At 73.6% G+C, this 19,315-nt stretch carries 20 protein-coding genes and 1 tRNA gene; 9 read left to right on the forward strand and 12 right to left on the reverse strand.

From position 1 onward, the window contains the following. Positions 1 to 19 precede the first annotated feature (19 nt). Together ASG83_RS00965 and ASG83_RS00970 are read left to right on the forward strand one after the other, a co-directional pair. Positions 20 to 1,543, forward strand: coding sequence for a PucR family transcriptional regulator (locus ASG83_RS00965; RefSeq protein ID WP_055856031.1), 1,524 nt, complete (start codon positions 20 to 22; stop codon positions 1,541 to 1,543). 73 nt (positions 1,544 to 1,616) lie between these two features. Then, positions 1,617 to 1,829 carry a hypothetical protein gene (locus ASG83_RS00970; RefSeq protein ID WP_055856033.1) on the forward strand — a complete coding sequence of 71 codons (213 nt, stop codon included), beginning with the start codon at positions 1,617 to 1,619 and terminating at the stop codon, positions 1,827 to 1,829. Here ASG83_RS00970 and ASG83_RS00975 read toward each other — a convergent pair whose 3' ends face one another. Beyond that, positions 1,830 to 2,036 carry a hypothetical protein gene (locus tag ASG83_RS00975; RefSeq protein ID WP_055856036.1) on the reverse strand — a complete coding sequence of 69 codons (207 nt, stop codon included), beginning with the start codon at positions 2,034 to 2,036 and terminating at the stop codon, positions 1,830 to 1,832. It abuts the gene before it with no gap. Between the two features lie 76 nt (positions 2,037 to 2,112). On the opposite strand from ASG83_RS00975, the gene ASG83_RS00980 reads away from it, so the two are divergent. Continuing rightward, positions 2,113 to 2,194 (forward strand) — tRNA-Leu (locus ASG83_RS00980). A gap of 24 nt (positions 2,195 to 2,218) precedes the next feature. On the opposite strand, the gene ASG83_RS00985 is transcribed toward ASG83_RS00980, so the two are convergent. Beyond that, positions 2,219 to 2,515 carry a hypothetical protein gene (locus ASG83_RS00985; RefSeq protein ID WP_156710900.1) on the reverse strand — a complete coding sequence of 99 codons (297 nt, stop codon included), beginning with the start codon at positions 2,513 to 2,515 and terminating at the stop codon, positions 2,219 to 2,221. A 154-nt stretch (positions 2,516 to 2,669) separates the two neighbouring features. Here ASG83_RS00985 and ASG83_RS00990 point away from each other — a divergent pair, with 154 nt between their 5' ends. Both ASG83_RS00990 and ASG83_RS00995 read left to right on the forward strand, forming a co-directional pair. Further along, on the forward strand, positions 2,670 to 2,924 hold the full coding sequence (locus ASG83_RS00990) for a hypothetical protein (RefSeq protein WP_055856043.1): 255 nt from the start codon (positions 2,670 to 2,672) through the stop codon (positions 2,922 to 2,924). An 89-nt stretch (positions 2,925 to 3,013) separates the two neighbouring features. Further along, positions 3,014 to 3,874: a DedA family protein gene (locus ASG83_RS00995; protein ID WP_082514899.1), complete on the forward strand. Its 861-nt coding sequence runs from the start codon at positions 3,014 to 3,016 to the stop codon at positions 3,872 to 3,874. Between the two features lie 42 nt (positions 3,875 to 3,916). Here the strand turns inward: ASG83_RS00995 and ASG83_RS01000 are convergent, their stop codons facing one another. The 6 genes from ASG83_RS01000 to ASG83_RS01025 all read right to left on the reverse strand — a co-directional run bounded on the left by ASG83_RS01000 (position 3,917) and on the right by ASG83_RS01025 (position 9,800). Then, a complete protein-coding gene (locus ASG83_RS01000; RefSeq protein ID WP_055856046.1) occupies positions 3,917 to 5,188 on the reverse strand; it encodes an Nramp family divalent metal transporter in 1,272 nt (423 codons plus the stop codon). A 9-nt stretch (positions 5,189 to 5,197) separates the two neighbouring features. Continuing rightward, positions 5,198 to 5,902 carry a metal-dependent transcriptional regulator gene (locus ASG83_RS01005; RefSeq protein ID WP_055856049.1) on the reverse strand — a complete coding sequence of 235 codons (705 nt, stop codon included), beginning with the start codon at positions 5,900 to 5,902 and terminating at the stop codon, positions 5,198 to 5,200. Positions 5,903 to 5,939: 37 nt separating this feature from the next. Then, entirely contained in the window at positions 5,940 to 6,548 is a 609-nt protein-coding gene (gene rdgB / locus ASG83_RS01010) for an RdgB/HAM1 family non-canonical purine NTP pyrophosphatase (RefSeq protein WP_055858979.1), read from the reverse strand. A gap of 5 nt (positions 6,549 to 6,553) precedes the next feature. Continuing rightward, positions 6,554 to 7,315 (reverse strand): ribonuclease PH, encoded by a 762-nt coding sequence (rph, locus tag ASG83_RS01015; RefSeq protein WP_055856052.1) that lies wholly within the window; start codon positions 7,313 to 7,315, stop codon positions 6,554 to 6,556. Beyond that, on the reverse strand, positions 7,312 to 8,151 hold the full coding sequence (gene murI, locus ASG83_RS01020; protein WP_055856055.1) for a glutamate racemase: 840 nt from the start codon (positions 8,149 to 8,151) through the stop codon (positions 7,312 to 7,314). The genes rph and murI overlap by 4 nt, the downstream gene beginning before the upstream one ends. A 170-nt stretch (positions 8,152 to 8,321) precedes the next feature. Next, positions 8,322 to 9,800, reverse strand: a complete 1,479-nt coding sequence (locus ASG83_RS01025) for a cryptochrome/photolyase family protein (protein ID WP_055856058.1) — start codon at positions 9,798 to 9,800, stop codon at positions 8,322 to 8,324. A 30-nt stretch (positions 9,801 to 9,830) separates the two neighbouring features. Between ASG83_RS01025 and ASG83_RS01030 the strand changes: the two genes are divergently transcribed. Then, the gene (locus ASG83_RS01030) at positions 9,831 to 11,168 is read left to right on the forward strand and encodes a nicotinate phosphoribosyltransferase (protein WP_255357372.1); all 1,338 of its coding nucleotides are present in this window, start codon (positions 9,831 to 9,833) and stop codon (positions 11,166 to 11,168) included. Positions 11,169 to 11,196: 28 nt separating this feature from the next. After that, positions 11,197 to 11,634: a VOC family protein gene (locus tag ASG83_RS01035; RefSeq protein ID WP_055856061.1), complete on the forward strand. Its 438-nt coding sequence runs from the start codon at positions 11,197 to 11,199 to the stop codon at positions 11,632 to 11,634. Positions 11,635 to 11,643: 9 nt separating this feature from the next. Here ASG83_RS01035 and ASG83_RS01040 read toward each other — a convergent pair whose 3' ends face one another. Then, positions 11,644 to 15,363, reverse strand: a complete 3,720-nt coding sequence (locus ASG83_RS01040; protein ID WP_055856064.1) for a chromosome segregation SMC family protein — start codon at positions 15,361 to 15,363, stop codon at positions 11,644 to 11,646. A 101-nt stretch (positions 15,364 to 15,464) separates the two neighbouring features. Here ASG83_RS01040 and ASG83_RS01045 point away from each other — a divergent pair, with 101 nt between their 5' ends. Both ASG83_RS01045 and ASG83_RS01050 read left to right on the forward strand, forming a co-directional pair. Further along, positions 15,465 to 16,577: a GNAT family N-acetyltransferase gene (locus tag ASG83_RS01045; protein ID WP_055856067.1), complete on the forward strand. Its 1,113-nt coding sequence runs from the start codon at positions 15,465 to 15,467 to the stop codon at positions 16,575 to 16,577. A gap of 127 nt (positions 16,578 to 16,704) precedes the next feature. After that, positions 16,705 to 17,181, forward strand: coding sequence for a glycosyltransferase (locus ASG83_RS01050; protein ID WP_369813380.1), 477 nt, complete (start codon positions 16,705 to 16,707; stop codon positions 17,179 to 17,181). A gap of 182 nt (positions 17,182 to 17,363) precedes the next feature. On the opposite strand, the gene mutM is transcribed toward ASG83_RS01050, so the two are convergent. Genes mutM through rpmF form a run of 3 tightly spaced genes read right to left on the reverse strand, consistent with a single transcriptional unit; the run spans position 17,364 to position 19,268 of the window. Further along, complete coding sequence (gene mutM, locus ASG83_RS01055) at positions 17,364 to 18,317, reverse strand: bifunctional DNA-formamidopyrimidine glycosylase/DNA-(apurinic or apyrimidinic site) lyase (RefSeq protein ID WP_055856073.1); 954 nt, start codon at positions 18,315 to 18,317, stop codon at positions 17,364 to 17,366. Further along, positions 18,317 to 19,063 carry a ribonuclease III gene (gene rnc / locus ASG83_RS01060; protein ID WP_055856076.1) on the reverse strand — a complete coding sequence of 249 codons (747 nt, stop codon included), beginning with the start codon at positions 19,061 to 19,063 and terminating at the stop codon, positions 18,317 to 18,319. The genes mutM and rnc overlap by 1 nt, the downstream gene beginning before the upstream one ends. A 1-nt stretch (position 19,064) precedes the next feature. Further along, positions 19,065 to 19,268, reverse strand: coding sequence for a 50S ribosomal protein L32 (gene rpmF, locus ASG83_RS01065; protein WP_055856078.1), 204 nt, complete (start codon positions 19,266 to 19,268; stop codon positions 19,065 to 19,067). Positions 19,269 to 19,315 lie beyond the last annotated feature (47 nt).

The following is a 19,315-nucleotide window of genomic DNA, read 5'->3' on the forward strand; positions in this document are numbered from 1 at the left end:
TCCGATCAGTACAATGCGGATGCCCGCTCTGTACATCGTGGACATCCCGCCTCTGGAGGGTCGCATGCCCGTCTCCCTGCGCACGCTGCTCGACGAGCGCGACCTCGCCCTCCGCACGGTGTGGGCCGACGAGGCCGCGCTCGCTCGGCCGTGGGCGTGGGTGCACTCGAGCGATCTCGCCGACCCGACGCCTTTCCTCTCCCCTGGCGATGCGCTGCTCACGACGGGCACGCAGTGGGCCGACGACGACGCGATCGCGCCGTGGGTCGCCCGGCTCGCCGAGCGCGGCGTGCCCGCGATCGGCTTCGGAACCGAGGTGGTGCGGGCCGGCACCCCCGAGCCGCTCGTGCGCGCCTGCACCGACGCGGGCATCGCCCTGTTCGAAGTGCCGTACCGCACCCCGTTCATCGCCGTTGCGCGCGCGGTCGCCGACGCGCAGTCGCGCGAGCGCTACGCGCGGCTGCGCTGGACCCTCGAGGCGCAGCGCGCGATCGCCGTCGCCGCCCTCAAACCCGGAGGCCTCGCCGAGGTCATCGGCGAGCTCGCCCGCCGGGTCGACGCCCCCGTCGCCCTGCTCGGCACCGACGCCGAGATCGTGCACGGCGGCCCCGTCACCCCGGAGGCGCAGGAGGAGGCGCGCCGCATGCTCGCCGAGGCGCGCCGCGCCGCGGTCGTCGCCGACGGCGTCGCCCTGCAGACGGTCGGCCGCTCGGAGGCGCTGCGCGGCGTGCTCGTCGTCGGCGCCGCGAGCCAGCACGACGATGCCGTGCGCGCCGTCATCACGAGCGTCGTCGCCATGACCGGCCTCGCGCTCGAGCAGGACCGCACTCTCGCCCGCACGCTCGACCACCTCCGCACGGGCCTGCTCGCCGCCCTCCTGCGCGGCGAGCGCGACCTCGTCGCCTCGACCTCCCGAGCGCTGTGGGGCGCACTGCCGGCCGAGCCGCTCACCGTCGCGGTGGTGGATGCGCGCGGAGCGCGTCGGGCCGCCCTCCTCGACCTGCTCGAATCTCGGGCCGAGCGGGCGCGGGGCGCGGTGTTCCACGCCCGGGACGGGCAGCGCGTCGTCGTCATCGTTCCCGAGTCGGAGACCCCCGTGCTCGACTACCTCGCCGATCGCGTGCGCCTCACCGGCGGGTTCGTGCGCGGCGCCCGGTACGCCGCGCTCTCCACCGCCGTCGACGAGGCCGGGCGCGCCGCCGACCGCGCGCACGGCGACCAGCGGCTCGTCGACTACGCGATGCTGCGCGACGACGGCGTGCTCGCGTCGCTCTCGGGCGACGACACGCGCCGCATCGCCGCCTCGGTGCTCGCGCCGCTCGACGAGCACGACTCCCGGTCGCGCGATGAGCTCGTGCGCACGCTCAGCGAGTGGCTCGCGGCCGACGCCGTGGCCGAGGCGGCGGCGACCCGGCTGGGCATCCACCGCCACACCCTGCGCGCCCGCGTCAAGCGGGCCGAGCAGCTGCTCGGGCGCGATCTCGGGTCGTTCCCGGCGCGGGCCGAGCTGTGGGCCGCGCTCGTCGCGGCCGGGCGGGCCTGAGCGGAGCATCCGCCCGCCGCCGATCGCTGACGACCCCGTTGACGGCGACGGATGCTCGGAGGACAGTGTGCGCATGACCGAGCACCCCGAACCGACGAAGCCCACCGATCACCTGCCGCCCCGCGACGAGCGCGAGGAGGGCGACGCCCGCACGACCGACCAGCACTACCCGGGCGACGACGGCGCGCACCCCGACTCGCGCGACGTCATCAGCGACGCGACCGCCGCGCAGCACGAGGGCCCCGACATCGACGGCCTGCCGAAGCTGCCTCCGGGCGCGCGCTGATCAGTCGCTGCGGGTCATCCCGAGCTCGTTGAGCGGGCGCCGGTCGTCCGGCTCGGGCAGGTGATCCACGGGGCAGTGCAGGATGCCGTCGCGGCCCGAATGGTCGATCCGGTGCTCGCTCATGGGATGCGCGCACAGCGGGCACAGCGCACGATCGTGGGTGGTGCCGGTCTCCGTGGTGCCGCTCTGCGGCTCGCTGGCGTCCATGCGCGCATCGTACGCCCGCGGGCGCTCCGCGGCGAGGGGGTCGAGGGATGCGCGTCGATAGACTGACGCCGCACCAGCGGGAGTGGTGAAATCGGCAGACACGCAGGATTTAGGTTCCTGTGCCTTCGGGCGTGAGGGTTCAAGTCCCTCCTTCCGCACGCCGGTCCTCCCTGCCTCCGCCATCACCGCGGCATCCGCCGACCGCCGGACAGATCCGGGTACTGCTCGGCACCCGGGTCGGGGCCGTGCCGGCGCAGCCAGTCGCGGTGCGCCGCCTCGCACGCGCCCCGAAGGGTGCGGCGATACCCGATGAGCCGCCGAGGCTCGGCGAAGGTCGTCGCGCGATAGCCGCGCTCGCCGCCGATCTCGATCAGGCGCACGACCGCGTACGGGCCGGTCTGCGAGGCGAGATGCCAGAGCCCGGGCTCCTGCTCGACCGCGGCGAGCAGCGGATGCCAGTGGTTCGCGCGCTGCACCACGCAGGCTCCCTCCGGACTCGAGTCGAGCAGTCCGGCCACCGCGGCACCAGCGTACGAGCCGGCGCCGACACCCGCCACCCACGGTGTCGCGACCCTCGAACCGGGGTCGCTGGAGCCCTCGCTCCCAATGCCCGCAGAGACGTAGGCTTCGCTCATGATCGCGCGCAACTCGTACCTGACGGCCCTCGGAACGATCGCGCTGTCGCTCCTCGTCCTCGGTCTTCTCGCCCTGGCGTTCAGCGCCCCTGAGTTCGCGTCGGGCTGCCTCACGATCGGCACCGCGGCCGGCCTGCTGTGGCTGACCGTCGGGGCGATCGCGTGGCATCTCGAGCGCTCGCGCGATTCCGAGCCGGCACCCGCATCAGACCCCGCCTCCGAGCTCGCATCGAGCGACTCGACCGCCGCATAACGGTCACCTTCCCGCAAGCCGACGCATAGCCTCAGCGCGGTAGCCTGAGCATCGATCACCGCACCCTCTTCGACGAACCCGGAGCCGCCATGCTCGCGACCGACATCGGTCTCTTCGACGTGGAGGGGATCATCACGGGAGCCGGCCCCTGGGCCCTGCTCGTCGTGTGCGCGATCGTGTTCGTCGAGACGGGCCTGCTCGTCGGCTTCCTGCTGCCGGGCGACACGCTCCTCGTCATCACGGGCGTCCTCACCTACACGGGCGTCATCCCGCAGCCGATCTGGCTCGCCTCGCTGGCGATCATGCTCGCGACGATGGGCGGAGACAACCTCGGCTACTGGATCGGGCGGAAGGCGGGGCCGGCGATCTTCGAGAAGAAGTCGGCCGGGTTCTTCTCCAAGCGCAGCGTCGCCCGCACCGAGGCGTTCTTCGCGAAGTACGGCGGCTTCGCCATCACGATCGCTCGCTTCATCGGCGTCGTCCGGACGATCGCGCCCGTCGCGGCGGGCGTGGGCCGGATGAACTACCGGACGTTCCTCGTCTTCGACACGATCGGCGCCTTCCTGTGGGCCGTCGGGCTCACCGTACTCGGATGGGGCGTCGCGCACATCCCCGGCGTCTCCGAGATCGTCACCGAGTACATCGAGGTCGTCCTCCTCGCCGTCATCGGCATGGCCCTCGCGGGCATCGGCTACCACGCGCTCAAGGAGCGCCACGAGCGCAAGCAGGAGGAGGCCGCCGAGCGCGCCGGCGCTCCGGTCGAGGTCGAGATCGTCCGCCTCGACGAGCCCCAGCGCGACGGTCGCCACGAGGCCTCCGCGCACGCCCGGCACGGCGGCGATCACGCGCAGCACGGCGAGGGCGACGGGGCCGCCCCTCGACGCGGAGACCCGCGCAAGCTCGTCGGCAAGCCCGACGGCGCTCACGAGAAGCCCGACGGGCTGCTCTAGCCGGGCATCCGCCCCGCAGCGCCCGCGGCAGACGGCGCCCGCCTACGCGCCCGTCGCGACGAGCACGAGCAGCGTGACGTTGAGCGCGATGAGCAGCCCCGCGGCGAGGATCGCGAGCGCCGTGGTCAGCCGCGCGTTGACCGCCGAGCCCATGAGCGCGCGGTCGGCGGTGAGCCGCACGAGCGGGATGAGCGCGAACGGGATGCCGAAGCTCAGCACCACCTGGCTGAGCACGAGCGCGAGCGTCGGGTCGACGCCGATGACGAGCAGCAGCAGCGCGGGCGTGATCGTGATCGCGCGCCGCACGAGCAGCGGGATCTTCACGTGCAGAAGCCCGCGCATGATCTCGGCGCCCGCGTAGGCGCCGACCGAGGTCGAGGCGAGGCCCGAGGCGAGCAGGCCGATCGCGAACAGCAGCGCGACGGGCTCGCCGAGCGCGCTCCCGAGCGCGGCGTGCGCTCCCTCGAGCGATTCGGTGCCCTCCACGCCCTCGAGGTTCGCGGCGGCGAGGAGCAGGATCACGACGTTGACGGTTCCGGCGATCGCGAGCGCGATCGTGACGTCGACCTTCGTCGCGCGCAGCACGAGGCGGCGCTCGACGCCGGCCTCGACGAGCCCGAAGCGGTCGCGCGTGAGGGCCGAGTGCGCGTAGATGGCGTGCGGCATGACGGTCGCCCCGAGGATGCTCGCCGCGAGCAGCACGGACTCCGCCCCGTCGAACATCGGCACGAGGCCCGCCGCGGCCTCCGCGGGGTCGGGCGGCCCGATGACGAGCCCGGCGCAGAACCCGACGGCGATCACGAGCATGAGCCCGGTGATGACGCGCTCGAACGGCTTCGCCCCCCGCTCGGACTGCAGGACGAGCAGCAGCATCGACACGACGCCCGTGATGAGCCCGCCGACGATGAGCGGCAGATCGAACAGGAGGTGCAGGGCGACGGCGCCGCCGATGACCTCGGCGACGTCGGTCGCCATCGCGACGCCCTCGGCCTGCAGCCAGTAGCCGTAGCGCGTGGACCGCGACCGGAAGCGCCTCCCGAGAGCCTCGGGCAGGCTCTGCCCGGTGACGATGCCGAGCTTCGCCGACAGGTACTGGATGAGCCACGCCATGACGTTGCCCGTCACGACGACCCACACGAGCAGGTAGCCGAACGCGGCGCCCGCCGTCATGTTCGCGGCGACGTTGCCCGGGTCGAGGTACGCGACGCCGGCGACCATCGCCGGTCCGAGCAGCGGAGCGACGAGCAGGCCGCCCCGCGCGGCTCTTACCGGACGCGGATCGCGCGGCAGGGCATCCGTCGCATTTTTCGGCATTCCGAAATATTAGGCCCGGATGCTCCGCTCGAGCCACACGGACGCCGCGACGCTCGGCGAGATCACGACGGGGCCGCCCGGCCCGCGCACGATCGCGACCCCGGCCGCGGCGGTCTGCTCGTCGGCGACCCGCAGCGGAGCGTCGAGCGCGATGCCGAGCCGGTCGAGGACGCGCAGGGTGTCGGGGTCGCGGTCGCTGATGCGCACGACGCGGCCCGCGAATCCGACCGGCGCGGCGTCGAGGCGCACGGCGTCGGGCCGCGTGAGCGCGCCCGTGGCGCTCGGGATGAGATCGCCGTGCGGGTCGCGGTCCGGGTGCCCGAGCTGGGCGTCGATCGCGTCGAGCAGGCGGTCGCTGATGGCGTGCTCGAGCACCTCGGCCTCCTCATCGACCTCGTCCCAGCCGTAGCCGTGCACGCGCACGAGCCAGGTCTCGATGAGCCGGTGCCGGCGGAGCATCGCGAGGGCGCGCCGCTCGCCGTCGGCCGTGAGCGAGATCGCCGAGTACGGGCGGTGGTCGACGAGACCGGCGGCGGCGAGCTTCTTCACCATCTCGGTGACGCTCGACGGGGCGAGGCCGAGGCGCATGGCGAGCTGGCTCGGCGTGATCGGCTCGGGCTGCCACTCGGTGTGCGAGTAGATCGTCTTGAGGTAGTCGTCGGCGGCCGTGGAGGCGGCGCCGCTGAGCGCCGCGCGCACCCCCGATTCGACCATGCCTCCCAGCGTAGGCGAGCGCGTCGGCGCGGGCGGGCTAGCGAGCGGCGCGCTCGCGCAGCACCGCGGCGAGCGCCGCGAAGGCGAGCGCGCGGTGGCTGATCGCGTTCTTCTCGTCGGCCGTGATCTCCGCGCTCGTGACCGTCAGGCCGTCGGGCACGAAGATCGGGTCGTAGCCGAACCCTCCCCCGCCGGCGGCCTCGGCGGCGACGCGGCCGGGCCAGATGCCGAGCTCGACGGCCTCGAACGGAGCCCCGTCGACCGTCTCGGTCGGGTCGACGAGCGCCGCGGCGCACGTGAACTGCGCCGTGCGATCGGCGTCGGCCCCGAGGGCGGCGAGCTCGCTCAGCAGGTGGCGCACGTTGGCCGCGTCATCGCGCTGCCCCGAGTAGTAGGCCGAGTGGATGCCCGGGGCGCCGCCGAGGGCATCCACCGAGATCCCGGAGTCGTCCGCGATCGCGGGGAGCCCCGTGTGCGCGGCCGCGGCCCTGGCCTTGATGAGAGCGTTAGCGGCGAACGAGTCGCCGTCCTCCTCGGGCGCGGGACCGTCGTAGGCGAGAAGCTCGAGGTCGGGCACCTGGGCGCCGAGGATGCGCTGGAGCTCCTGCACCTTGTGCGCGTTGTGCGTCGCGACGACGACCCGCATCGCGCTCACAGCCCGAGCGCCTCTCGCTGGTGCTCGGCGAGCGTGCGGCAGCCGCCGAGCGCGAGGTCGAGCAGCGCGTCGAGCTCGGCGCGGTCGAAGGGCGCGCCCTCGGCCGTGCCCTGCACCTCGACGAACTTCCCCGACCCCGTCACGACGACGTTCATGTCGGTCTCGGCGCGGACGTCCTCGACGTAGGGCAGGTCGAGCAGGGGGACGCCGTCGATGATGCCGACGCTGATCGCCGCGACCGAGTCCTTGAGCGCGACGGACTTCTTGCCGATGAAGCCCTGAGCGCGGCCCCACTCGATCGCGTCGGCGAGCGCGACGTAGGCGCCCGTGATCGCGGCCGTGCGGGTGCCGCCGTCGGCCTGCAGCACGTCGCAGTCGATGACGATCGTGTTCTCGCCGAGCGCCTTCGTGTCGACGACGGCGCGCAGGCTGCGGCCGATGAGGCGCGAGATCTCGTGCGTGCGGCCGCCCACCTTGCCCTTGACGCTCTCGCGGTCCATGCGGCTGTTCGTCGAGCGCGGCAGCATGCCGTACTCGGCGGTGACCCACCCCTTGCCCTTGCCGGTGAGCCAGCGCGGCACGCCGTTGGTGAAGCTCGCCGTGCACAGCACCTTCGTGCCGCCGAACGTGATGAGCGCGCTGCCCTCGGCCTGGGCGCTCCAGCCGCGCTCGATCGTGACGGGGCGCAGCTCGTCGGCGGCGCGGCCGTCGGCGCGCTTGCTCGAGCCGAGGCCCGTGGATTCGGCGATCGTGGTCATGGGGTGCCTTTCGGGAGGGGGATCGTGCCGGTCGCGAAGGTCTCGACGCGCGAGACCTCCGGGCCGAGGAAGCGGGCGGCGAGCTGCCGGAACCGCTGCGTGTCGGGGCCGGTCGCCTCGAAGACGTGGCGCGGGGCATCCGTCGCCTGCGACAGCAGGTCGTGCTCGACGAGGCGGCGGTAGACGTCGTAGGCGGTCTCCTCGGCGCTCGAGACGAGCGAGACCTCGGGGCCGACGACGTACTGGATCGCCCCGGCGAGCAGCGGGTAGTGCGTGCAGCCGAGCACGAGCGTGTCGATCTCGGCCTCGCGCAGCGGGGCGAGGTACTCGGCGGCGACGGCCATGAGCTCGGGGCCCGTCGTGATGCCGGCCTCGACGAACTCGACGAAGCGCGGGGCGGCCGCGGTCGTGATGACGAGCTCGGGGTCGGCGACGAAGGCGTCGGTGTAGGCGCCCGAGCGGATCGTGCCCTCGGTGCCGATGACGCCGATGCGCTTCGTGCGCGTGCGGCGCACCGCCTGGCGCACGGCCGGCTGGATGACCTCGATGACGGGGATGCCGTGACCCTGCTCGAACCGCTCGCGCGCGTCGCGGAACATCGCCGCGCTCGCCGTGTTGCACGCGATCACGAGCGCCTTCACGCCCTGATCGACGAGCTCGTCGAGCACCGCGAGCGCGTGCTCGCGCACCTCGGCGATCGGGCGCGGGCCGTAGGGGCCGTTCGCCGTGTCGCCGAGGTAGAGCAGCTGCTCGTGCGGCAGCTGGTCGATGATCGCGCGGGCGACGGTGAGGCCGCCGACGCCGGAATCGAAGACTCCGATCGGCGCGCTGCTCACCCCGAGAGTCTAGAGGGGGGCGCGGTTGTCCCGGCGGGGTGTCGTGGACGCGCTTCGCGAGTGTGCCGCTGACGGCACGGAGACGCCGCTCGCGGCACGTGCCGCGGATGGCACACTGCGAGAACTCGCACCCACTTCCTCTCGTCCTCCGCGCCATGACGGCGTGCGGCTCAGTACGTCGTGCGGGTGCGCTCCTGCGCGACGACCTCCTCGCGGTCGGCGAGGCGGCGCAGCCCCGCGAGCGGCTGCGCCATGCGATGATTGCCACGGATGCGCGGCTCGACCCGGTCGAGGAACGCCCAGTACCCGGCGGTGAACGGGCACGCATCCTCCCCCAGCCGCTTCGAGGGCGAGAACCGGCACGACCCGCAGAAGTCGCTCATGCGGTCGATGTACGCCCCGCCGCTCGCATAAGGCTTCGTCGCGACCATCCCGCCGTCGGCGAACTGGCTCATGCCGACGACGTTCGCGGGCATGACCCACGGCGTGCCGTCGACGAACGCGCCCTGGAACCACGCCGTCAGCTCGGCCGGGTCGTACCCGCGCTGCAGCGCGAAGTTGCCGAGCACCATGAGCCGCTGGATGTGGTGCGCGTAGCCCGTGCGGCCGACGCCGTCGAGCACGTGGCTCAGGCAGCGGGCCTGCACCCCCGCACCGTCGAGCTCCCACCACTCGGCCGGCAGCGGCGTCGTCGCACCGAGGAAGTTGCTGCGCTCGACGTAGTCGGGCCCCAGGTGCCAGTGCAGGTGCCACACCCAGTCGCGCCAGCCGATGAGCTGCCGCACCAGCCCCTCGACGCTGTTGAGCGGGGCATTCCCCGCGGCGTGCTCCGCCACGACGCGGTCGACGATCTCGAGCGGGTGCAGCAGCCCCAGGTTGAGCGGCACGCTCAAGCGGCTGTGGGCCATGGTGTCGTCGCCCTGCAGCGAGGCGTCCTCGAACGGGCCGAAGTCGGTCAGCCTCGTGCCGATGACGTCATCGAGGGCGGCGAGGGCCTCGTCGCGCGTCGCCGCGAACGCGCGCGGAGCATCCGCCCCCAGAAACCGCACGCCGTCGGCCTCGAGCCGATCCAGCGTCTCGCGCACGCTCGCATCGATGTCGTCCTCGACGGGCCGCCACGGGTCGGGCAGCCCGAGCGACACAGCGCCTTTCGGCGGGCGCTCGCGGTTGTCGTGGTCGAAGCTGAACTGCCCGCCGACGGGCTCGCCGCCCTCCATGAGGATGCCGGTGCGTTCTCTGACCTCGCGGTAGAAGCGGTCCATGAGCAGCTGGGTGGGCTTCCTCCCCTCCGCCCACGCCGCGAACGTCGCGCGATCGGTCACGAAGCCGCGATCGGGCAGGATGCTCGCCCCGAGCCGCTCGACGAGCCGGGCCTGCGCCCACGAGGTCGCCCCGACCACTTCGAGCCGCTCGCGCGTGAGCCCGCGCTCGCGCAGCGCGGCGGCGTACGACGGCGCCTCGACGAGCTCGCCCCGAAGCCCAAGCTCGCGCGCGCGATGCCGCAGCGCGCTCAAGTAGAGGTGCGCCTTGAGCCGGTGCGTCGGCCGACGACGGAAGACGTCGTGGTTCTCGATGAGGATGATGCGCCCGCCGTCGTCGAAGTGCGGGCCGAGCTGCTCGGCGGTGAGCCAGCGGGTAGGGGCAGTCACGGTCGAAACCTAGAGGCCTAGGCTGAGCGGGTGACGACAGCGCTGCTCACCGACCGCTACGAGCTGACGATGATCGAGGCCGCGCTGCGCTCGGGCCGCGCGCATCGGCCGTGCGTGTTCGAGGTCTTCGGGCGGCGGCTTCCCGGCGGCCGGCGCTTCGGCGTCGTCGTCGGCACGGGGCGCGTGCTCGAGGCGATCGCCGACTTCCGCTTCGGCACGGCCGAGCTCGACTGGCTGAGCGACAAACGCGTCGTCGACGAGACGACGCTGCGGTACCTCGCCGACTACCGCTTCACGGGCAGCGTGCACGGCTACCGGGAGGGCGAGCTGTACTTCCCGAACTCGCCGCTGCTGACGGTCACCGGGACCTTCGCCGAGGCGGTCGTGCTCGAGACGGTCGTGCTGAGCATCCTGAACCACGACACCGCGGTCGCGACGGCCGCCGCCCGCATGGTCGCCGCCGCCGACGGGCGCCCCCTCGCCGAGATGGGATCCCGCCGCACGGGCGAGGAGGCCGCCGTCGCCGCCGCCCGCGCCGCCTACATCGCCGGCTTCAGCGCGACCTCGAACCTCGAGGCCGGGCGACGCTGGGGAATCCCGACGATGGGCACGGCCGCGCACTCGTTCACGCTGCTTCACGACACCGAGGAAGCCGCCTTCCGCGCCCAGGTCGAGGCCCTCGGCGCCGGGACGACCCTGCTCGTCGACACGTACGACGTGCGGGCGGGCGTCGAGACGGCCGTCCGCGTCGCCGGTCCGCAGCTCGGCGCGGTGCGCCTCGACTCCGGCGACCTGCCCGCCCTCGTGCGCGAGGTGCGCGCGCAGCTCGACTCCCTCGGCGCGACCGGCACGCGCATCACCGTCACCAACGACCTCGACGAGCACACGATCGCGGCCCTCCGCGGGGCGCCCGTCGACAGCTTCGGGGTCGGCACCTCCGTCGTCACGGGCTCCGGCTCCCCCGCGGCCGGCTTCGTCTACAAGCTCGTCGCGCATCGCGCCGACGCCTCCGAGACGTGGATGCCCGTGGCGAAGAGGAGCCCGGACAAGGTGTCGCTCGGCGGGGCCAAGCGGGGCGAGCGGCTCCTGCACGACGGGCGCGCGATCGCCGAGCACATCCTCGTCGACGACGACCGCGACGGCGTGCCCGATGAGGACGCCTCCGCAGTGACGGAGGGGAGCCACGGCGGCACCGTGCGCCCGCTCACCGTCCCCCTGCTGCTCGGCGGTGAGGCCGACGAGCGCTGGATCGGCGCCGAGGGCGTGCGCCGGGCGCGGATGCACCACGCGGCCGCGATCGCCGAGCTGCCGCTCGAGGCCTTCCGGCTGGGCCGCGGCGAGCCCGTGCTGCCGACCGTCGTTCGCTGAGGACCGGCGCGAGGTCTAGCATCCGACCATGTCCATCACATTCGAGAACGTCGGCATCGCCGTCCGTGACATCGACGCCGCGATCGCCTTCTTCACCGACCTGGGGCTGACCGTCTCCGGGCGCGACGAGATCAGCGGCGAGTGGGCCGACACGGCCGTCGGGCTCGACGGCAACCACGCCCGCATCGCCCTGCTGCAGACTCCGGACGGCTCGGGGCAGCTCGAGCTCTTCGAGTACATCCACCCCGAGGCGATCGAGACCGAGCCGACGCTGCCCAACGAGATCGGGATGCACCGCGTAGCGTTCTCGGTCGACGATCTCGACGCCGCGCTCGAGATCGCGGCCCGGCACGGCTGCTACCCGCTCCGCGGGGTCGCCGACTACCAGGGGGCCGTCACGCTCACCTACGTGCGCGGGCCGAGCGGCATCATCGTCATGCTCGCGCAGTGGCTCACCGCCGGGTGATGAGCCGCCTCAGCTCGCTGTGGCCTCGAGGTCGGGGGCCTGCACGCGCTGGCCGACGACGGCGCTCACGCCGTCCTGCCGCATGCTGACGCCGTAGAGGGCGTCGGCGATCTCCATCGTGCGCTTCTGGTGCGTGATGATGATGAGCTGGCTGGTCTCGCGCAGGTCGCGGAAGATCGTCAGCAGGCGGCCGAGGTTGGCGTCGTCGAGCGCCGCCTCGACCTCGTCCATGATGTAGAACGGGCTCGGGCGCGCCTTGAAGATCGCGATGAGCAGCGCGACGGCCGCGAGCGACCGCTCGCCGCCGCTCAGCAGGCTCAGCCGCTCGATCTTCTTGCCCGCCGGCTTCACCGTGACCTCGATGCCGGTGGTGAGCATGCTCTCGGGGTCGGTCAGCAGCAGCTGGCCCGTGCCGCCCGGGAAGAGGATCGGGAAGACCCGGTCGAAGGCGTCCTTCGTGTCGGCGAAGGCCGCGGCGAAGATGTGCTGCATCGTCTCGTCGAGCTCGTCGATGATCGCGAGCAGATCGCGTCGTGTGTTGGCGAGGTCGGTGAGCTGCTCGCTGAGGAACTTGTGGCGCTGCTCGAGCGCGGCGAACTCCTCGAGGGCGAGCGGGTTCACGCGGCCGAGCTGGCTGAGCTTGCGCTCGGCCCGCGCGAGGCGCGCCTGCTGCTCGGCCCGATCGAACGGGCGGCCCGCGGGGGCCCCCGGCTCGTCGGCATCGGCAGCGGGCGCGGCGAGCGGGTGCGCGCGGCCCTCGGCGACGAGTTCGGCGACGCGGGCCGACTCCTCGTCGGTCGTGGGGTCGAAGAGCGGGGCATCCGGGTCGGGGTTGACGCGCGAGGCCGCCTCGGCGGCGACGGCGTCGGCGACCGCGCGCGCCGCGGCGGTCAGGGCGTCGTCGTCGGGAACCGGGACGGCGGGGCCGTACTCGGCGACGAGGACGTCCTCGACGAGGCCGAGCTCATCGCCCGCGCGCTCGAGGAGCTGCGAGAGGTGCAGCTTCTTCTCGTAGATCTGCAGCTCGAGGCCGTGGACGTTCTCGGTGATCGCGTGCAGGCGCTCGCGCAGCGCCGACTCGGAGCGGCGCAGCTCGCCGAGCTCCTCGTTCTGCTGCTGGCGCTCGGTCTCGGCGCGGTGCAGCTCGACCCGCGCCTCGGCGACCGAGCGGTCGACGGCGGCGAGCACAGCCGGAAGCGACTCGGCGACGCGGGCGGCGCGCTCGACCTGCTTCTGGCGAAGCACCGCACGGCGGGCCGCCTCCTCCGCCGCGGCGCGCTCGGCCTCGCGGCGGCGCTCGAGCTGGACGGCCCTCTCGCGCTCGGCGCGGACGCGCTCGCGCGCGGTCTCGAGCTCGATGCGGCGCTCCATCTCGGTCGCGCGCGCGGCCTCGAGCTCGCCGACGAGCCCGTCGCGCGCGCTCGCGTCGAGCATGGGGCGCGGACGGGCGGCGAAGTCGGCGTGGGCGCTCTCGGCGCGCGAGACTCCGGACTCGGCCTCGCGGACGACCTCCTGCGCCTTCTCGAGCGAGGCGGCGAGGCGCGCGGCCTCGGCCTCGGCGGCCTCCGCCTGGGCGCGGGCGCGCGAGACCTGCTCGCTGCGGGCCGCGCGCTGGGCATCCTGGTCGCGGACGGCGGCGAGCGCCTCGGTCGCGGTGCGACGCGCGTCGGCGAGAGCGGTGCGCGACTCGTCGAGGGTGAAGCGGGCGCGCTCGATGCCCGTCGAGACGTCGGCGAGGCGCTCGGCGGCGGCGTCGCGTTCGGCGGCGAGCTCGAGGCGGCTGCGGCCGGCGCCCGACCCGCCCCGGAGGACGGAGCGCGTGAGCACGTCGCCCTCGCGCGTGACGACGTTCACAGCGTCGGTCACGGCGCCGAGCCGCTCGATCGCGGGCCATGCGGCGCGCGCCGCGGCGAGGTCGTCGGCGATGAGGGTGCGCGAGAGCAGGTCGGCGACGCCGGGCGGGGCGGTGACGACGTCGATCGCGGGGGTGAGGCCGCCCGTCGACCGGAGGCCCGTCGTCGGGGCGGCGGCCGTGCGCAGCTCGGCGAGCACGACCTCGACGCGGCCCGCATCCGCGTCGCGCGCGCGCTCGAGCGCGGCGAGACCGGCGTCGAGGTCGTCGACGAGCACGGCCTCGGCGAGCGAGCCGAGCGCCGCGGCGATCGCGGCCTCGAAGCCCGGCTTCACCTGGAGGTGGTCGGCGACGAGTCCGCGCACGCCCGCCGAGCCGATGAGGCCGCTCGCGCCGTCGCCGGAGTCGATCGCCTGCGACAGGGCGCTCACGCGAGCGGCGAGGGCGTCGCGCTCGCGCTCGAGCGCGTGCAGGGCATCCCGCTCGGAGTCGATCGTGGACGACAGCGCCGCGACGCGCGCGTCGGCCGCGGCCAGGGCGGAGTCGAGCTCGGCGTCGGCATCGGCGGCGTCCTCGAGCGCCGGGAGGGCGGCGAGCTCGGCGCGGGAGGACTCCTGGCGGGCGCGCGCGGCCTCGAGAGAGTGCTCCTGGCGCAGCAGCTCGCCGCGCGCGGCGGCGAGGGTCGAGCGCGCGACGTCGACGCGGCTCGCGAGCCCGGCGAGCTCGAGGTCGTGCTGCGAGACGAGGGCCGACTGGGCCGCGATCTCCTCGTCGAGCGAGTCGAGCGCGGCGCGTGCGGTGGACGTGCGGGCCGCGGCCTCGCCGACCGCGCGCTCGGCGTCGGCGACGCCCGACTGCAGGGCCTCGGCCTCGGCGAGCGCCTCGTCGACCATGGCCTGCGTGACGGTCGACTGCATGCCGGGGAGCTCCGCCTGCTGACTGAGCAGCGTGAGCTTCTGCTGCGCGAGCGAGCTGAGGGAGCGCACGCGCTCCTGCACCTGCTCGAGCGCGAACGAGGTGCGGCGCGCGGTGTCGACCGCGTCGCCGACCATCTGGCTCTCGATGCGCGAGACGCGGATGCGCGCCTGATCGAGCTGCTCCTGCACGACGATGCGCTCGCTCGTGCGCTCGCTCTCGCTGCGCTGGTGGTCGGCGAGCGAGGCGCGCACGGCGACGACCTCGTCCGCGAGGAGGCGGGCACGGGCATCCCGCACGATCGCGGCGATCGTCTGCGCCTCGCGCGCGATCTCCGCCTGCCGGCCGAGCGGGGTCAGCTGGCGACGGATCTCGCCCGCGAGGTCGTTGAGGCGCGTGAGGTTCGACTGCATCGCCTCGAGCTTGCGGACCGTCTTCTCCTTGCGGCGACGGTGCTTGAGGATTCCGGCGGCCTCCTCGATGAAGCCGCGGCGCTCCTCCGGGCTCGCGTGGAGGACGGCGTCGAGCTGGCCCTGGCCGACGATGACGTGCATCTCGCGCCCGAGACCGGAGTCGCTCAGGAGCTCCTGCACGTCGAGGAGCCGGCACGACTGCCCGTTGATCGCGTACTCGCTGCCGCCGTTGCGGAACAGCGTGCGGGAGATCGTGACCTCCGTGTACTCGATCGGGAGCATCCCGTCGGAGTTGTCGATCGTCAGCTGAACCTCGGCCCGGCCGAGCGGCCCGCGCGTCGCGGTGCCGGCGAAGATGACGTCGCTCATCGTGCCGCCGCGGAGCGTCTTCGCGCCCTGCTCGCCCATGACCCAGGCGAGGGCGTCGACGACGTTCGACTTGCCCGAGCCGTTGGGCCCGACGACGCACGTGACGCCCGTCTCGAACTGGAAGGTGGTCGGCTGCGCGAACGACTTGAAGCCCTTGAGCGTCAGGCTCTTCAGGTGCACGCGCGCGCTCCGTCTCGGGGGTCGGTGGACGATCGACCCCTACCGTAGCCGGTCGGTGCGCTGTAGCCTTGCGGGCTGGCCGACGGTTCTGGAGGCGCGGGATGACGACGTTCGTGATCGAGCAGCTGAGCATCCCGCCGAGCCTCGACGCGCCCGGAGCCGACGACTTCCGCGCGAGCGTCGACGTGCGCAACGCGGTGCGGGTCCACGATGCCGGCACCGATGACGTCGCGGCGAGCGCGGAGATGCTGCTGCCCGGCTGGCTCGACCCCCACGAGCCGAAGATCCTGCTCGTCGCCCGCGTCGACGGCCGCATCGTCGCGCGCGGGGTGGGCGAGCGGCGCGCCACCGAGACCGAGACGGCGTGGATGATCGCCGAGGTGCTGCCCGAGTTCCGCCGTCGGGGCATCGGCCGCGCGCTGAGCCTCGCGCTCGAGGCCGCCGCGATCGCCGAGGGCCGCACCAAAGGCATCGTCTACGCTCCCTCGCCCGACCCTGCTGCGGGCGGGCCGTCGGGCGTCGCGCTGGTGGCGGTCGGCGAGCGGGTGGATGCCCCCACCGGGTTCGGCTCCGTCCCCGCCGGCAACCCCGAGGTGCGGTTGCTGCGCGAGCTCGGCTACACGCTCGAGCAGGTCGTGCGCGGCTCGCGCCTGCCGCTGCCCGTCGACCGCGAGCTCCTGGCTGCCGCCACGGCTCGCGCTCGCGCGTCGGCGCCGGCGGCGCAGTACCTCCTCCACTCGTGGGTCGACCGCACCCCGCCGCAGTGGCGCGAGGGCATCGTGCACCTCCTGACCCGCATGAGCACCGACGCACCGAGCGCGGGCCTCGAGGAGCCCGAGGACGAGTGGACGATCGAGCGCCTCCTGACCGACGAGGAGTCGAACGCGGGCGTGCGGATCGCGCTCACGACCGCGGTCGAGCACGTCCCGTCGGGAGCCCTCGTCGGGTTCACCGAGATCGCCGTCCCCGCCGAGCAGGACCGCGCGCCCTGGCAGGAGGACACGCTCGTCCTGCGCGAGCACCGCGGTCACCGGCTCGGGCTTCTGCTCAAGGCCGAGAACCTTCGCCTGCTGCAGGAGCACCACCCCGAGCGCCGGTCGATCACGACCTACAACGCCGAGGAGAACCGGCACATGCTCGACGTCAACGAGGCGCTCGGGTTCCGGCCGTTCATCTACGAGGGCGCGTGGCGGAAGGACCTGCGGCAGGTCTAGCCGCCACCGGGGCGGACCGGACCTTCACAACGGCTACCAGGTCGCGCCAAAGGAGTCGCGGCCCGCCACCGGCGAGGCGATCCTCCCGAGTCTGAGCACCAACAACCTGACCGGCCGGCGCATCGTCCTGCAATGCGCCCTCGACGGCGCCGCCGCGCTCGACCGCCCGGTCATCGTCACGACAGGTCCGGCGATCGACCCCGCATACCTGCGCCTCCCCGCGGGAGCCGAGGTGCACCGCGTCCTCCCCCACGCCGAGGCCATGCGCCGCAGCGCTCTCGTGATCGGGCACGGCGGGTACGGCACGACGACCGCGGCCCTCGCGCACGGGCTGCCCCTCGTGATGCTGCCCCTGCACCCGATGATCGACCAGCCGATGGTCGCGCGAGCGGTGCAGGATGCCGGGGCCGGCCCGGCCCTGCCGAAGCGCGCGTCGTCCGCGCGGATCGCCTCGGCCGCCGGGCGCGCGCTCGGCGAGCCCGGGTACCGCGCCGGAGCCGCGCGGCTCGGGACGGGCATCCCCGCCGCCCGCGCCCCGCAGCGCGCCGCCCGCGCCCCGCAGCGCGCCGCCGACGCGATCGCGACCGTGCTCGTCGCGCACTGACCGAGGCCGCGCCCGCCGACCTCGGTAGCGCCGGTCGTGCGCCGTGCCGGTGGTCCTCACCACCGTCTATCGGTCACTCATTGCGGCCAAGGCCGGCGCGCCCGTCAACGACTGATCGATAGGTCGAGAGGGTGGCAGCGCGAAGAGGGAATGCGCGGCTCGGGCCGAACCGCCACCCCGGCTCAGGCCGCGCCGCGCACCGCGCGCAGGCGCTGGCAGCGGGGGCAGTAGTGCGACCCGCGGTTCATGAACTGCTCGCGCACGAGCATCCGCCCGCAGCGCGAGCACGGCGTGCCGTGCTGCCCGTAGGCGCGCAGCGAGTGGCTGAAGTACCCCGAGGCGCCGTTGACGTTGACGTACTGCGCATCGAAGCTCGTGCCGCCCTCCTCGAGCGCGCGGCGCAGCACGGCACGCACCTCGCCCAGCAGCTCGCGCGCCTTCCTCGTCGAGATCGACCAGGTCGGCTGGTCGTAGTGAAGGCGCGCGGCCCACAGCGACTCGTCCGCGTAGATGTTGCCGATGCCGCTGATGAGCCCCTGGTCGAGCAGGGCGCGCTTGATGCCTGTGCGACGGGAGCGCAGCGCGGCGAGGAACCGCGCATCGTCGAACGCCGGGTCGAGCGGGTCGCGCGCGATGTGCGCCACCTGCCCCGGCACGAGCGGCAGGGTGCTGCCGTATCCGCCGGGCGCGCCGTCGGGGGTGCGGGCGAGCGCGTCGAGCGCCATCGAGCCGAAGATGCGCTGGTCGACGAAGTCCACGCGCAGGTCTCCGTGATGGGGATGCGCGACGCCGAGCACGATGCGCGTGAGCGGGGCGACCTCCTCATCGACGCTCCGCAGCAGGACCTGGCCGCTCATGCCGAGGTGGACGACGACCGCTTCGATGGGGTCGCCGAACGCTCCCGTCCCGCCGGCGGGGGCGGCGTCGCCGACCGCCACGGGCATCCACAGGAATTTGCCGCGGCGCACGGCCGAGTCGATGCGCGCGCCCGTGAGGCGATCGATGAAGTCCTCGGCGGGGCCGTCGTGCCGGCGCAGCGAGCGCTCGTCGAGCACGCGCACCGAGGTGATCGTCGCGCCCGTGATGGCGGGGGCGAGGCCGTGGCGCACGACCTCGACTTCGGGGAGCTCGGGCATCAGGCCGAGGGGCGGCCCTGCAGCGTCGTCCAGGCGGTGAGCGCGGCGGCCATCTCGGCCTGCTTCTTGCTCGTGCCCTCGCCCGACGCGATCGGCTCGCCCGAGAGCAGCACCGTCGCGGTGAACCGCTTCGAGTGGTCGGGGCCGGTGTCGGTGAGCTCGTAGACGGGCAGGCCGTGGCCGAGGTGCGCGGCGAGCTCCTGGAGAGAGGTCTTCGGGTCCATCGCCGCACCGAAGCGCGTCGGGTCGGCGACGAGCGGGGCGACGAGGCGCAGCACCAGGTCGGTCGCGGCGTCGTCGCCGAGGTCGAGGAATGTCGCGCCGATGAGCGCCTCGAGCGTGTCGGCGAGGATGGACGACTTGTCGCGGCCGCCCGTGAGCTCCTCGCCCTTGCCGAGCTTCACATGATCGCCGAGACCGATCGAGCGGGCGACCTCCGAGAGTGCGACCGCCGACACGAGCGAGGCGCGGCGCTTGGCCAGATCGCCCTCGTCGAGGTCGGGGTAGCGCGAGTACAGCATGACCGTCACGGCCTGCCCGAGGATGGCGTCGCCCAGGAACTCCAGCCGCTCGTTGGTGCGAGGAGCGTTGTTCTCGTACGCCCACGAGCGGTGGGTCAGCGCGACCTCGAGCAGCTCGGGGTCGACGGATACGCCGAGCGCCCGCGTGAGCTCCGAGCGATCGGGAGCGCTCTCGCGGGCGCGCGCAGGCGTGCGTCTCTGCGGAGAGGACGCGGCGCCGGACACGTTAGACGTCGGCGACCTTGCGGCCCTTGTACTCGAGGAACAGCGGGGTGCCCGCCGAGTCCTCGACCACGCGGGCGCGGTGCGGAAGGCTGTAGACGACCTTGCCGTTCTCGATGGTCTTGACGAGGGTGGGAACCTCCGCCTTCCACTGCGAGCGGCGCGCGTGGGTGTTGGCGCGCGACTTCTTCCGCTTGGGAACAGCCATGATCTCTTCTCTCTCTCGTGTCAGCGCGCGGAGGCGCCGGAGTCTTC

It is taken from the genome of Yonghaparkia sp. Soil809, from assembly GCF_001429705.1.
GTDB lineage: Bacteria > Actinomycetota > Actinomycetes > Actinomycetales > Microbacteriaceae > Microcella.

Excerpts from the sequence above, each read along its gene's own strand:
- ASG83_RS01035 (WP_055856061.1), top strand. The coding sequence starts at position 11,197 with ATGTCCATCACATTCGAGAACGTCGGCATCGCCGTCCGTGACATCGAC.
- ASG83_RS01045 (WP_055856067.1), top strand. The coding sequence starts at position 15,465 with ATGACGACGTTCGTGATCGAGCAGCTGAGCATCCCGCCGAGCCTCGAC.
- rdgB (WP_055858979.1), bottom strand. The coding sequence starts at position 6,548 with ATGCGGGTCGTCGTCGCGACGCACAACGCGCACAAGGTGCAGGAGCTC.
- ASG83_RS01005 (WP_055856049.1), bottom strand. The coding sequence starts at position 5,902 with ATGGTCGAATCGGGGGTGCGCGCGGCGCTCAGCGGCGCCGCCTCCACG.
- ASG83_RS00975 (WP_055856036.1), bottom strand. The coding sequence starts at position 2,036 with ATGGACGCCAGCGAGCCGCAGAGCGGCACCACGGAGACCGGCACCACC.
- ASG83_RS00990 (WP_055856043.1), top strand. The coding sequence starts at position 2,670 with ATGATCGCGCGCAACTCGTACCTGACGGCCCTCGGAACGATCGCGCTG.
- mutM (WP_055856073.1), bottom strand. The coding sequence starts at position 18,317 with ATGCCCGAGCTCCCCGAAGTCGAGGTCGTGCGCCACGGCCTCGCCCCC.
- rph (WP_055856052.1), bottom strand. The coding sequence starts at position 7,315 with ATGACCACGATCGCCGAATCCACGGGCCTCGGCTCGAGCAAGCGCGCC.
- ASG83_RS00995 (WP_082514899.1), top strand. The coding sequence starts at position 3,014 with ATGCTCGCGACCGACATCGGTCTCTTCGACGTGGAGGGGATCATCACG.
- ASG83_RS00970 (WP_055856033.1), top strand. The coding sequence starts at position 1,617 with ATGACCGAGCACCCCGAACCGACGAAGCCCACCGATCACCTGCCGCCC.
- ASG83_RS01000 (WP_055856046.1), bottom strand. The coding sequence starts at position 5,188 with ATGCCGAAAAATGCGACGGATGCCCTGCCGCGCGATCCGCGTCCGGTA.
- rpmF (WP_055856078.1), bottom strand. The coding sequence starts at position 19,268 with ATGGCTGTTCCCAAGCGGAAGAAGTCGCGCGCCAACACCCACGCGCGC.
- ASG83_RS00965 (WP_055856031.1), top strand. The coding sequence starts at position 20 with ATGCCCGCTCTGTACATCGTGGACATCCCGCCTCTGGAGGGTCGCATG.